This window comes from Saccharopolyspora sp. NPDC045941 (genome assembly GCF_056431445.1).
This window is the reverse complement of the sequence record NZ_JBWKKU010000001.1, coordinates 176735-189564: the sequence shown is the minus strand read 5'-3', so window position 1 is coordinate 189564 and position 12830 is coordinate 176735. Positions and strand designations below refer to the sequence as shown.

Genomic DNA, 12830 nt, shown 5'->3' with positions numbered 1-12830 from the left:
TTGCCGGCTCACCCGGAGCGGGTGGCCAGGTCGAACATGGTCGCGAGCTCGCAGGCGTAGCGGTCGGCGTCGGCGCCGGGTTCCACCCCGAGGCGCAGTGCGACGCCGTCCAGCGCGTGGCGCAGCGCCACCGCCATCACGTGCGGGTCGAAGTCCCGGAACTCGCCCGCCAGCTGGCCGGCGCGGAGCATTTCCCGCAAGCCTTCGAGTTCCCGCCGGTGCGGCAGCGCCGCGTCGTCGCCGCGCTCGTTCAGGAAGATCTCGGTGAGCGCCCGGATCTTCCGGTGGTGCGCGCGGTAGAAGTCCACACTGGACTCGATGAACGCCCGGAGCCGGTCGCGCGCCGTGCTCGCCGCCTCGATGCGCTCCCCCACCAGCTCCTCGGCCACCGCGTAGACCTCGGTGACCACCTGCTGCATCAGCTCGGCCTTGTTCCGGAAGTGGTAGGAGATCATCCCCGTGCTGCTCAGCCCGGCCCGCTTGGCGATCTGCCCGAACGACGCGCGCGAGTAGCCGAGCTCGACGATCGTGTCGATGGCGGCCTCGACGATCTGCGCCCGCCGGCCCCGCTCGGTGAACGACCGTCCTTGCTCACCTGAGCCGGAATTTGCTCGCATGAGCAAAAGTTAGCACAGACGAGCAAGAGCCGGGAGCGCCGCGGATCAGACCTGGTCGTAGGCGCGGAGGATGCGCAGGGCATCGATGGTCACCCGCGGCCGCCCCTCCAGGCGGGTGCCGGGCGCCCACGCGCGCCAGCGGATCGGCCAGCCGCCATCGTCCTCCTGCAAGGCCGCGAGGTGGTCGAGCCCGCGGGCCATCTCGTCGTCGGAGAACCACGAACGCGCCAGGCTCGTCGGCTCCGGCGCGTAGTCCCAGGCGCAGTGCAGCTCGCCGGGCGCGTAGCCGGGAGGCACCTGAGCCCGTTCGGGATGCTGCGGGTCGAGCAGCACGAACCCCTTCTCCCGCACGAGCTCGCCGAGCTTCCCGGCCGCGGCACGTGCCCGATCGCGATCCGGCACGTGGTCGAGGAACGACACCGCGGCCTGCACCTCGTAGGGGTGGCTCTCGGTCAGCTCCTCGATCCGCCGCCAGCAGAACTCGGTGGCCCCGGCCAGCCACGGGTGGACGATCCGGTTCTTGTGCAGCAGGGCCGCGAGCAGGCCGGTGGAGAGCAGGTTCCCCTCGGGCTCCTCGACGATCGGAATCCACGGCGCGTGCGGGTAGTCCCGCAGCCGCGTGTCACCTCCAGGCACGCCGCCGTCCGGGCGCGTGATCGACACCAAGTAGTCGCAGATCCGCGCCACCGCGGCCCCGTCGCAGGCCCCGACCTCGTCGAGGATCACCAGCGCCGTGAAGGTCTGCAGCGGCTGGCTGAGCGGGCCGCGCGAGTCGGGCTCCAAGGCGTAGCCGTAGCCGCCGTCCGCGCAGCGGTAGGCGTCGAGCGCGGCCAGCACCCCGTCGGCGCCGCCTCCGGCGAACAAGAACTCGAAACGGCGTTGTTCCAGCACGCGCGCGGTCAGCCAGACGAACCGCTCGACGGCGGCCACGCGCTCTTCGGTGCATCGAATCATGCACCGAAGATAAGAAGAATGGCCGATCCGTTCTTGAACGAATCGGCCATTCTGGCGAATCTGCTCTGCTCTCGGTGGCAGCCCCGGACGGGGCCTACTCCACCGGCGGCCCCGCCGGACGGGACGCGGACCGGCGAACCCGCCGCACCGGAGCGGCCGGAGCGACGCTCGGCAGGCCGTTCTGGGCGGCCTCCTGCGGCTCGGCCGACTTGCTGACCACCAGCGGCGTCACCGCCGCGCCGGCGCTGCCGGCGGCCCGCGTCGCCTTGCGCCGCGGGCGACCGTTCGCCGCGGCCGGCTCCGCCTCGGGCTCGACCGCCTTCGGCTCGACGACCGGCTTCGCCGCCTCCGCCTTCGGCTCGACGACGGGCTCCGGCTTCGGCGCCTCCGGCTCGGCCTTCGCCGCCGGCTCCGGCTCGGCCTTCACGGCCTCGACGGGCTCGCTCTTGACGGGCTCCGGCTTGGTCTTTTCGACCTTGGCGGCCTCCGCCTTCGGCTCCTCGGCCTTGGCCCGCTCGACCTTGGGCTCTTCAACCTTGGCCTCTTCAACCTTGGGCGCCTCGACCTTGGGCTCTTCGGCCTTCGGTGCCTCAACCTTGGCCGCCTCGGCCTTCGGCTCTTCGGCCTTGGGTGCCCCGGCCTTGGCCTCGGTGCGCGTCTCCTGCTGGGCGGGCTGCTCGTGCTCGTGCTGCTTGCCCCGCTGCTTCCGCCGGGCACCGTTGTTGCCGCCCGTCTGCCCGTTCGGGTGCGTGACCGGCTCGGTCGAGACGACCAGGCCGCGGCCGCGGCAGTGCTCGCAGGTGCTGCTGTAGGCCTCCAGCAGGCCGGTACCGACCCGCTTGCGGGTCATCTGCACCAGGCCCAGCGAGGTCACCTCGGCGACCTGGTGGCGGGTGCGGTCCCGGCCCAGGCACTCGGTGAGGCGGCGCAGCACCAGGTCGCGGTTCGACTCCAGCACCATGTCGATGAAGTCGATGACGATGATGCCGCCGATGTCGCGCAACCGGAGCTGCCGGACGATCTCCTCGGCCGCCTCCAGGTTGTTGCGGGTGACCGTCTCCTCCAAGTTGCCCCCGGAGCCGGTGAACTTGCCGGTGTTGACGTCGATCACCGTCATGGCTTCGGTGCGGTCGATCACCAGGTAGCCGCCGGAGGGCAGCCAGACCTTGCGGTCCAGGGCCTTGGCGATCTGCTCGTTGATCCGCTGCTCGGTGAACACGTCGTTCTTGCCGACGTGCTTGGACAGCCGCTGCGCCAGGTCCGGCGCGACGTGCTTGACGTAGGCCTCGATGGTGTCCCAGGCGTCGGTGCCCTGGACCGTCATGGCCGAGAAGTCCTCGGTGAACAGGTCGCGGACGACCTTGATCAGCAGGTCCGGCTCCTCGTAGAGCAGCTGCGGGGCCTGCGCGCCCGGCGTCTCGGCCTTCTCCTTGATGACCTCCCACTGCGCCTGCAGGCGCCGCACGTCGCGGTCCAGCGCCTCTTCGCTGGTGCCCTCGGACGCGGTGCGGATGATCACCCCGGCGTTGTCCGGCACGATCCGCTTGAGGATCTCCTTGAGCCGCTTGCGCTCGATGTCCGGCAGCTTGCGGCTGATGCCGGTCGCGCCGCCGCCCGGCACGTACACCAGGAATCGGCCGGGCAGGCTGATCTGGGTGGTCAGGCGCGCGCCCTTGTGGCCGACCGGGTCCTTGGTGACCTGCACCAGGACGCTGTCACCGGTCTGCAGGGCCTGCTCGATGCGGCGGGCCTTGCCGGCCAGCCCGGCGGCGTCCCAGTCCACCTCACCGGCGTAGAGCACTGCGTTGCGGCCGCGGCCGATGTCGACGAACGCCGCCTCCATGCTGGGCAGCACGTTCTGCACGCGCCCGAGGTAGACGTTGCCGACCAGCGAGCCGGAGCCCGACGAGGTCACGAAGTTCTCGACGAGGACGTTGTCCTCAAGCACCGCGATCTGCGTCTGGTCGCCGTTCTGCCGGACGACCATCTTGCGGTCCACCGACTCGCGGCGGGCCAGGAACTCGGCCTCGGAGAGCACCGGGGCCCGGCGGCGACCGGCCTCGCGGCCGTCCCGGCGGCGCTGCCGCTTGGCCTCCAGGCGCGTCGAGCCCTTGACCGCGCGCACCTCGTCGTCGCTGCTGTCCTGGCGGGTCTCCGCGGCCGCCGGCTCGCGCACGTGCACGACGGTGTTCGGCGGGTCGTCCTCGCGGGCGCTGCTCTCGTCGTCCGAGGAGCCCTTGCGGCGACGGCGACGACGGCGACGGCGGTTGGAGTCACCCGAGCCCTCAGCCTCGGCCGACTGCTCCTCGGCGGCTTCCTCCGCAGCCGGTTCGGCGGCCTCGGCGGCGGTCTCCTCGGCGGTGTCGGTCTCCTCCTCGCCCGACTCGAACTCGGCACCGCGACCACGGCCACGGCCCCGGCGGCCGCGACGACGACGGCGGCGACCAGCGGGCTCGCTCTCGTCGTCGGTCTCGGCGGCGGTCTCGGCGGCGGTCTCGACGGGCTGCTCGGCCTCGGGCTCCTGGCTCGCCTCCACCGGCTCCGGCTCGGGCTTCGGCACCTGCCGCGCCTCGGGCTGGGGTGCGAGGAACATCGCCTCCGGCGCCGGCGCGGCGAACAGGGGCGTCAGCCCCGGTGCCGCGGGCGTGCCTGCGGGGGTCTCGGCACCGGCGGACGCGAAGTCCGCCGCCGGCACCGCGGGCTCGACAGCGGCCTGCGCCTCAGCTGCGGCCTGCGCCTCGACCGCGGGCTTGGCCTCGGCTACCGGCTCCGGCTCGGCCTGGGCTGCGGCTTCCGCCTGGGCCTCGGCCTGGGGTTCCGGCTCGGTCTGCTCCGGCCCGGCCGCGCTCTCCGACTCCGCCACCATCTCGGGGTGCAGGGCCTGCACCACCTGCAGGGCGACGTCTCGGGTGATGTTCGACTGGGCGCTGCGAACCGATTCGCCGATCGATTCCAGCGTCGTGATGATCTCCCGGCTGCTGGCGCCCAGCAGCTTGGCCAGTGCGTGCACCCGGAGCTTGGCGGGCAGCTCGATCGTGCCCTGCTCGTCTCGGGTGGGTGTGGGCGATTGCCCGCTGGCGCTTCCAGCGGGCGTATCCATGTTCAACATCCAGCTCCTCCGCCCCCGGGCGCGTCCTGGTGGACGCGGCCGCACAGAGGCATGTGCGATCTTCGGTCTCCGCCGCCCGCAGGCGACGGCAATTCTGGTGTTCCCTCCGCCCCGAGCCTTCAGGCCGGGAAGTCACACGGCGGGTCGACGACGTCCGCGCCGCCCGTCACCCCGCCGCGGGCTCTCCCGCCGGAATCCGGCCGCCGCCTGAGGCCCGGGCCAACGGGTCGACAATCCCTCCCCCGTCGTCGAGCCGACCCTGCTCCAGCCGGGTCGCTCTCGCGACGGCCGACGGTGCCAGACCGGCGACGACACGCAGGGCGCTCAGTACGTCGTCGGGTCGTACGACCGGTGTTGTCTGCCGCACGACCGTTACAAGTATCCCATACGGTTCAGATGCCTTCGGCCAATCGTCCACCTGGGCGGTCGACGCGGAATTTTGATCACTCTCCGCGACGACCTGTCGGCCGTCCTGCACCTCCGCGCTGACCAACGCGGCCCGCGCGTCGATGGTGCGGCGGCCATCCTTGGTCATCCGCTCCACCAGCGCGGTGTCGGCCGCCATCAGCGCCGTTGCGGCGTCGCGCAGCTCGGCGACGTCCGTGCCGGGGAGATCGATCCGCCACCGGCTCACCTGCAGCCGGTCCGCGAGCGGCCCCGGCTCGGCCTCGACCGCGTCGAGCACGTCGATCCCGTCCGGCAGCGCGGCGTTGAGCTCGGCGGACAGCGTCGCCGGGTCGAGCCGCTCGACGAGCTGGAGCTCGACGTACTCGGCCACGCTGGACACGCCGGTGGGCACCGCACCGGCCCAGGACACCTTCGGGTGCGGGCTGAAGCCCTGGGAATACGCCATCGGTACCCCAGCCCTCCGCAGCGCGCGTTCGAAGGTGCGCGCCACGTCGCGGTGCGAGGTGAAGCGCAGCCGTCCCCGTTTGGCGTAACGCAGGCGCAGCTTCTGCACCGGTGGCGCCGAGGGATTGGGGTGATCTCGCCGACTCAGGATGCCCTCCCCGACCAATGATCGTCATCGGCGGTCCTCGTCGACCGCTCCGATGTCGATGCTTGCGTGCTCAACCGCCGTGTGACAACACCTGCGGCTCATATTTCGAAGGACCGTACCCCGGCCACCACCCCGGCACCGAGCGCTCCGCCTGGGTGTGCGAGGTTCCGGCCGGAACCTCGCACACCCCGAATCAGAGCCCCTTGACCAGGGACGATGCGGGGATCAGCCGCCGTTGAGGGCCGGGTTGCGAACCGGGGAACCCTGCCCGACCGGAGAGATCGGCAGCAACTTCCGCCCGGTCGGACCGACCTCGATGTCGGTGCCCATCGTCGGGCACACGCCGCAGTCGAAGCACGGCGTCCACCGGCAGTCGTCCTGCTCGCGGGCGTCCAGCGCGTCCTGCCAGTCGGCCCACAACCACTCCTTGTCGAGCCCGGAGTCGAGGTGGTCCCACGGCAGCACTTCGGTCTCGCCGCGCTCGCGGGTGGTGAACCAGTGCACGTCCACGCCCAGCGGTTCGAGCTCGGCGGCGGCGCAGGACATCCAGCGCTCGAACGAGAAGTACTCGTTCCAGCCGTCGAACCGGCCGCCCTCGCGCCACACCCGCTCGATGACCCGGCCGATCCGGCGGTCACCGCGCGACAGCAGTCCCTCGACCATCGTCGGCTTGCCGTCGTGGTAGCGCATGCCGATGTTGCGGCCCAGGCTGCGGTCGGTGTTGATCTCCTGGCGCAGCTTGCGCAGCCGCTCGTCGATGGTGTCCGGATCGCACTGCGACGCCCACTGGAACGGGGTGTGCGGCTTCGGCACGAAACCGCCGATCGAGATCGTGCAGCGGATGTCCTTGCGGCCCGACACCTCCCGGCCGGCCCGGATGACCTGCTTGGCCATCTCGGCGATCTGCAGCACGTCCTCGTCGGTCTCGGTCGGCAGCCCGCACATGAAGTACAGCTTGACCTGCCGCCAGCCGTTGGCGAACGCGGCGGAGACGGTGCGGATCAGGTCCTCCTCCGACACCATCTTGTTGATCACCCGCCGGATCCGCTCGCTGCCGCCCTCCGGGGCGAACGTCAGGCCCGAGCGGCGGCCGTTGCGGGACAGCTCGTTGGCCAGGTCGATGTTGAAGGCGTCCACGCGGGTCGACGGCAGCGACAGCCCGGTGTTGGTGCCCTCGTAGCGGTCCGCCAGACCCTTGGTGATCTCGGCGATCTCGGAGTGGTCGGCCGAGCTCAGCGACAGCAGGCCGACCTCTTCGAAACCGGTGGCCTCCAGCCCGCGCTGCACCATCTCGCCGATGCCCTCGATGGACCGCTCCCGCACCGGCCGGGTGATCATCCCGGCCTGGCAGAACCGGCAGCCGCGGGTGCAGCCGCGGAAGATCTCCACGCTCATCCGCTCGTGCACGCTCTCGGCCAGCGGCACCAGCGGCTTCTTCGGGTACGGCCAGTCGTCGAGCTCCATGGTCGTCCGCTTGAAGACGCGGTACGGCACCCGGTCGCGGTTCGGCACGACCTCGGAGATCGCGCCGTCGGGGCCGTAGGTGACGTCGTAGAACTGCGGCACGTATACGCCGCCGGACTCGGCGAGCCGGAGCAGCAGCTCCTCGCGGCCGCCCGGCCGCCCCTCGGCCTTCCAGCGCCGGATGGCCTCGGTGATCTCCAGGACCGCTTCCTCGCCGTCGCCGAGCACTGCGGCGTCCAGGAAGTCGGCGATCGGCTCGGGGTTGAACGCCGCGTGCCCGCCGGCCAGCACGATCGGGTGGTCATCGGTGCGATCGACCGCGTGCAGCGGGATGCCCGCGAGGTCGAGCGCGCCGAGCATGTTGGTGTAGCCGAGTTCGGTGGCGAAGCTGAGGCCCAGCACGTCGAACGCGCCGACCGGCCGGTGGCTGTCCACGGTGAACTGCGGGATGTCGTGCTCCCGCATCAGCTCCTCGAGGTCCGGCCACACCGCGTAGGTGCGTTCGGCGAGCACGTCCGGCTGCTCGTTGAGGATCTCGTAGAGGATCTGCACGCCCTGGTTGGGCAGCCCGACCTCGTAGGCGTCGGGGTACATCAGGCACCACCGGATGGCGGCGTCGTCCCACGCCTTCGCCGTCGCGTTGAGCTCCCCACCCACGTACTGCACGGGTTTGGAGACGCGCGGCAACAGCGGTTCCAACCTGTCGAAAACGGACTCAACACGCACGCGACCAGGGTAGAGGTCCGCCCAGAATCAGGAGACCGGGGGCGGATTTCATTGAGGTTTTCCAACCTCGTTTTGCGTGGCGGTGCGGGTGGCGGAACCTCAGAGGCTCCCTGGACGGTGGGTGCCCTGACTTATGTATGTCCAACGGCGCCAGGGCCGTCCTCGCCAGGAAGCCTCTGAGAACCCGCAGCGGTGCAGGTGTCGTAGGTGGGCTATGCGCCTGCGGCGCATGCGACACCTACGACGTGTGGCATTGCGGGCCGCGACTGCGGGCCGACCAGGATGAAATAAGGCTCAGTGGAAATCGGACCTCCGATTTCCACTGAAATCGCGCAACACCGGTGCTCAGACGTCGCGGGTGAACCAGATTTCGTCGCGGTCGTCGCCGGCGGCGACCCGCACCGCGCCCGGCCAGCGGCCGCGCTCGACCCAGCCGTTGGCCTCGTAGAAGCGCTCCAGGTCGTGCCCGCTGCGGGTGACCAGGTCCAGCTTCTCCAGGCCGATCGCCCGCGCCTGCACCAGCACGGCGTCGAGCAGCCGCTTGCCCCAGCCCTGGCGCTGCAGGACGGGGTCGATCGCGAGCCAGGCCAGCTCACCGGTGTGCCTGCGCACCGGCAGCTGGCGCTGCCGCAGCACCGCGAGCCCGACCAGCGCGTCCTGCCGGCCGATGGTGATCAGGTGCGCCCGCTCGGCTTGGACGTCCTCGACCAGCGCGGCGGCCGCCGCGCGCAGCCGCTCGACCGGGTCGGTCGGGCTGAAGCCGACCGCGCCGCCTGCGGCGGTGACCCGCTCCCACAGGCCGGCGAGCCCGTCCACCAGGCCCGGGTGCGAGGCCTCGACCCGGTGCGGCCCGGTCACTTCGACGCGGGTTACGGTCACGGCGCTCAGATCTCCGGGAACCACAGCTTGAGCTCGCGCTCGGCGGACTCGACCGAGTCGGAGCCGTGCACGAGGTTGTACTGGACCTCCAGGCCGAAGTCGCCGCGGATGCTGCCCGGCGCGGCCTTGTCGACCGGGTCGGTGCCACCGGCCAGCTGGCGGAACGCCGAGATCGCGCGCGGGCCCTCGACGCACGCGGCCACGACCGGGCCGGAGGTGATGAACTCGATCAGGCTGCCGAAGAACGGCTTGCCGTCGTGCTCGGCGTAGTGCTGCTCGGCGAGCTGGCGGTCGACGTTCTTCAGCTCCAGCGCGACCAGCTTCAGGCCCTTGCGCTCGATGCGGCTGATCACCTCGCCGACCAGGCCGCGCTCGACGCCGTCGGGCTTGACCAGGACCAGGGTGCGCTCGCTCACGGTTGCTTCTCCTTCATTTCCGGTGGTGCCGGGTGCGAAAACGCACCGCGCCCGATTTGCCCGCCAGGGTATCGATGCAGGTGACACCCCGAGCGGCGACCCCGCCTCAGTCCGGAGCGATCACCTCGACCGTCGGGAAGTAGGTGCGGTACCGGCGGGCATCGCGGGTCAGCAGGCGAAGCCGGCTCACCGCCGCATGCGCGCCGATGTAGAAATCGGGCAGCGGCGACCGCTTCTCGCCTCCTCGGCGGCGGTAGTCCTGGAAGCACTTTCCCGCGAGGAACGCCGCCGACCACGGCAACGGCATGCGGACGAAGAAGTCGTTCGGGAACGCGTCCTCGACTTCCTCGATCGCCGGGAAGCGCACCGACACCTCGGCGAAGATCAACGGGTTGATCACCAAGGGGCCCTCTTCCGCCGCCTTTTCCAGCGCGTCCGAAGACCAATCGACCCATTCGCCCTCCTCGATGACCAGATCGAGCAGAACGTTGGAGTCGACCAGTGTGGCCGGCGCGAGGGCGGATTCACTCTCCACGGGTCATCGCCATGATCTCGTCGGTGGAAAGCCCCTCCCCGCTGGCGCGCCCGCGGAGGTGCTCCACGATCCGCTGCCCACGGCTGGGCACCGAATGCCCGCGGGTGAGGATCAGCGCGTTTCCCTCCAATCTGATCTCGATCTGATCCCCGGGTCTCAGTCCTAGTTCGCGACGCAGGTCGACCGGGATGGTCACCTGCCCCTTCTCCGTCATCTTCACGGAAGTAAGAATACGACTTTTCCTACTTCCACTTCCACGGAATAACTCGATCGTGGCTGGTCAGCGCTGCGGGTCGAGGGCCTTGGCCCAGAGGGAGCGGCCGGATTGGTCGCGGAGGTCCACGGTCAGCTGCCCCGTGCGGCCGTCGATGTTGACCTCGCCGAAGTGCTGGAAGCCCTCCAGCGGGGACGTGCCCTGGCGGGTCGGGGCGTTGACGAACACCTGCTCCGGACCGAAGGTCGGGTCGAGCTTGTTCGGCCCGAACGCGCCGGCGTGCAGCGGGCCGGAGACGAACTCCCAGAACGGGTCGAACCCGGCGAAGGCCGCGCGCTCCGGCGCGTAGTGGATCGCCGCCGTGTAGTGCACGTCGGCGGTCAGCCAGACGGTGTTGCGGACCGAGCGGCGGCTGATCTCCTGTAGCACCCAGGCCAGCTCCGCCTCGCGCCCGTTGGGCGCCCCCGGCAGGCCGTTGGCCACGGCCTCGATCTTGTCGCCGTCCGGCACGACGATGCCGATCGGCATGTCCGAGGCGATCACCTTCCAGGTCGCGCGGGACCGGGCGAGCTCGTCGACGAGCCAGCGCGCCTGGCGGGCGCCGAGGATCCGCTCCGGCGTGGTGCCCACCGAGTTCGGGTCGCGGTAGCTGCGCATGTCGAGCACGAACACGTCCAGCAGCGGGCCGTGCGAGACCTTCCGGTACACCCGGCCGTCCACCGCGTCCTGGCGGCGGACGGGCTGCCACTCGTGGAAGGCCTGGAAGGCCCGCGCGGCGAGCACGTCGACGCGCTTCTCGGTGTACTGGTCGAGGTCCAGGATCTCGCCCGGGTACCAGTTGTTGGTGACCTCGTGGTCGTCCCACTGCACGAGCTGCGGGACCTGCGCGGCGAAGCGCCGCACGTTCTCGTCGAGCAGGTTGTAGGCGAACTGCCCGCGGTATTCGGCCAACGTCTCGGCGACCTTGGACTTCTCCTGGGTCACGACGTTGCGCCACACCCGGCCGTCGGGCAGCGTGACGGACTCCTTCAACGGACCGTCGGAGTACACCGTGTCGCCGCTGTGCAGGAAGAAGTCCGGGTTGCGGGCGGCCATCGCGTGGTAGATCGTCATGCCGCCGACGTCCGGGTTGATGCCCCAGCCCTGCCCCACGACGTCGCCGGACCACAGGAAGCGCACGTCCCGCCGGTTGCGCGGCGCGGTGCGGAAGGTGCCGGTCAGCGCCTCGCTCTCGACGCGGCCGTCCAGGTCCTCGGCGATCACGCGGTAGTACGCCTGCTGCCCCGGCGGCAGCCCGTCCAGCCGGACCTCGCCGGTGCCGTCGGTCTCCGGGGTCAGGACCGGGCCGGGGATCCGCCGCGCGCCGCGGAAGTCGGCGTGCCGGGAGACCTCCACGAACATCCGCGACGGCCGGTCGGCGCGGGTCCACACCACGGCCCCGTCCGGGCGCGGGTCCCCGAGCTGCACGCCGTGGGTCAGCACCGGGCGGCCGCCGCGCGCGAACGCGGGCGCGCCGGACAGGACCAGGCCGGTGGCGGCCAGGCCGGTGGCGGCGGCGCCGCGGAGCAGGGCTCGCCGGTTCAGCTGGGCAGGTTCGGGAGTCATGCCTCCGGTTCTATCCAGGGCAGGAGACTGGTGGATCACCGCTGGTCGACGCGCAGGTGAAGAGTTCGTGCCGGGCGACCACGAGCGCACGGGCGGTGCCGGGCCAGTCACCGGCGGTGCGGATTTCCCGCGTTCACGCCTGGTGCCCGGCGGGTCGGCGCGATAGCTTCACGGGCAAACCGACTGGCCGGTCTGACTTGGAGGTCCGGATGCGCGCCGCCGTGCACACCGCCGCGAACCAGCCGATGCGGATCGAGGAACTCGCCGATCCCCGGCCGAAGGCCGGCGAGGTCGCCATCGACGTGCGGTCCTGCGGGGCCTGCCACACGGATCTGCACGTGCTCAAGGGAGAACTGCCGTTCCCGACGCCGACGGTGCTCGGGCACGAGGTGGCCGGCGTGATCGCCGAGCTCGGGCCGGACGTCACCGGGCTCGAGGTGGGCGACCGGGTGGTGACCAGCTTCATCATGCCGTGCGGCCAGTGCGAGCAGTGCGCCCGCGGCAACGAGGAGATCTGCCGGAAGTTCTTCGAGTTCAACCGCGGCAAGGGGCGGCTCTACGACGACGAGACCCGGCTGTTCCGGCCGGACGGCGAGCCGGTCTGGATGTACTCGATGGGCGGCCTGGCGGAACGCTGCGTCACGCCCGCGACCTCGGTCTACCGCGTGCCGGACGGCGTGGAGCTCAGCGACGTCGCTTCGGTGGGCTGCTCGACGATGACCGCGTACGGCGCGCTGCGCCACGCGGCGAACGTGCAGGTCGGCGACACCGTGGCGGTGATCGCGGCGGGCGGCGTCGGCTCGGCGCTGATCCAGCTGGCGGCGGTGTTCGGCGCGTCGATGATCATCGCGGTGGACATCAGCGAGGAGAAGCTGGCCGGGGCGCGGAAGCTGGGCGCGACGCACGTGGTCAACTCCGCCGAGGCGGACGCGCCCGCGGCGATCCGCGAGCTGACCGGCGGGCGCGGCGTGGACGTCGCCTTCGAGGCGCTGGGCGCGGTGCCCACCTTCGACATCGCGCGCGACTCGGTCGTCGAAGGCGGTCAGGTCGTGGTGGTCGGCATCGCCGCCAGGGGCACCACCGCGGAGTTCGACCTGGCCACCATCGCCCGCCGGAAGCTGCAGATCAAGGGCTCCTACGGCGCGAAGCCGCGGCGTGACATGCCGGTCCTGCTCGACCTGGTGGCCCGCGGCCTGCTCCGCCCGCAGGACGCGATCAGCCGCCATTACCCGTTCGAGCAGGTCCAGGACGCCTACGACGCCCTGAAGCGCGGCGAAACCGTCGGCCGAGCCGTCATCGACATCGGCTGAC

General features: G+C 71.1%; 11 protein-coding genes. 1 reads left to right on the top strand and 10 read right to left on the bottom strand.

Annotated features, from left to right (window positions below; genetic code table 11):
• Positions 1-8: 8 nt before the first annotated feature.
• The 10 genes from AC07FN_RS00850 to AC07FN_RS00805 form a co-directional block, all read right to left on the bottom strand.
• Positions 9-617 carry a TetR/AcrR family transcriptional regulator gene (locus tag AC07FN_RS00850; RefSeq protein WP_478393741.1) on the bottom strand — a complete coding sequence of 203 codons (609 nt, stop codon included), beginning with the start codon at positions 615-617 and terminating at the stop codon, positions 9-11.
• Between the two features lie 45 nt (positions 618-662).
• Positions 663-1571, bottom strand: coding sequence for a hypothetical protein (locus AC07FN_RS00845; RefSeq protein ID WP_478393740.1), 909 nt, complete (start codon positions 1569-1571; stop codon positions 663-665).
• 94 nt (positions 1572-1665) lie between these two features.
• Entirely contained in the window at positions 1666-4680 is a 3015-nt protein-coding gene (locus AC07FN_RS00840; protein ID WP_478393739.1) for a translation initiation factor IF-2 N-terminal domain-containing protein, read from the bottom strand.
• A 166-nt stretch (positions 4681-4846) separates the two neighbouring features.
• Complete coding sequence (locus AC07FN_RS00835) at positions 4847-5641, bottom strand: TIGR03936 family radical SAM-associated protein (RefSeq protein ID WP_478393738.1); 795 nt, start codon at positions 5639-5641, stop codon at positions 4847-4849.
• A 264-nt stretch (positions 5642-5905) separates the two neighbouring features.
• Entirely contained in the window at positions 5906-7870 is a 1965-nt protein-coding gene (locus tag AC07FN_RS00830; RefSeq protein WP_478393737.1) for a TIGR03960 family B12-binding radical SAM protein, read from the bottom strand.
• 345 nt (positions 7871-8215) lie between these two features.
• Positions 8216-8749, bottom strand: coding sequence for a GNAT family N-acetyltransferase (locus tag AC07FN_RS00825; RefSeq protein WP_478393736.1), 534 nt, complete (start codon positions 8747-8749; stop codon positions 8216-8218).
• 5 nt (positions 8750-8754) lie between these two features.
• Complete coding sequence (gene ndk / locus AC07FN_RS00820; protein WP_101376463.1) at positions 8755-9165, bottom strand: nucleoside-diphosphate kinase; 411 nt, start codon at positions 9163-9165, stop codon at positions 8755-8757.
• Positions 9166-9271: 106 nt separating this feature from the next.
• Positions 9272-9700 carry a type II toxin-antitoxin system VapC family toxin gene (locus AC07FN_RS00815; RefSeq protein WP_478393735.1) on the bottom strand — a complete coding sequence of 143 codons (429 nt, stop codon included), beginning with the start codon at positions 9698-9700 and terminating at the stop codon, positions 9272-9274.
• Positions 9690-9914, bottom strand: coding sequence for an AbrB/MazE/SpoVT family DNA-binding domain-containing protein (locus tag AC07FN_RS00810; protein WP_358576745.1), 225 nt, complete (start codon positions 9912-9914; stop codon positions 9690-9692). The genes AC07FN_RS00815 and AC07FN_RS00810 overlap by 11 nt, the downstream gene beginning before the upstream one ends.
• A gap of 66 nt (positions 9915-9980) precedes the next feature.
• Positions 9981-11519 carry an alkaline phosphatase D family protein gene (locus AC07FN_RS00805; RefSeq protein WP_478393734.1) on the bottom strand — a complete coding sequence of 513 codons (1539 nt, stop codon included), beginning with the start codon at positions 11517-11519 and terminating at the stop codon, positions 9981-9983.
• A 209-nt stretch (positions 11520-11728) separates the two neighbouring features.
• Here AC07FN_RS00805 and AC07FN_RS00800 point away from each other — a divergent pair, with 209 nt between their 5' ends.
• Positions 11729-12829 carry a zinc-binding dehydrogenase gene (locus tag AC07FN_RS00800; protein WP_452612101.1) on the top strand — a complete coding sequence of 367 codons (1101 nt, stop codon included), beginning with the start codon at positions 11729-11731 and terminating at the stop codon, positions 12827-12829.
• Position 12830 lies beyond the last annotated feature (1 nt).

Excerpts from the sequence above, each read along its gene's own strand:
- AC07FN_RS00850 (WP_478393741.1), bottom strand. The coding sequence starts at position 617 with ATGCGAGCAAATTCCGGCTCAGGTGAGCAAGGACGGTCGTTCACCGAG.
- AC07FN_RS00845 (WP_478393740.1), bottom strand. The coding sequence starts at position 1,571 with ATGATTCGATGCACCGAAGAGCGCGTGGCCGCCGTCGAGCGGTTCGTC.
- AC07FN_RS00840 (WP_478393739.1), bottom strand. The coding sequence starts at position 4,680 with ATGTTGAACATGGATACGCCCGCTGGAAGCGCCAGCGGGCAATCGCCC.
- AC07FN_RS00810 (WP_358576745.1), bottom strand. The coding sequence starts at position 9,914 with ATGACGGAGAAGGGGCAGGTGACCATCCCGGTCGACCTGCGTCGCGAA.
- AC07FN_RS00805 (WP_478393734.1), bottom strand. The coding sequence starts at position 11,519 with ATGACTCCCGAACCTGCCCAGCTGAACCGGCGAGCCCTGCTCCGCGGC.
- AC07FN_RS00800 (WP_452612101.1), top strand. The coding sequence starts at position 11,729 with ATGCGCGCCGCCGTGCACACCGCCGCGAACCAGCCGATGCGGATCGAG.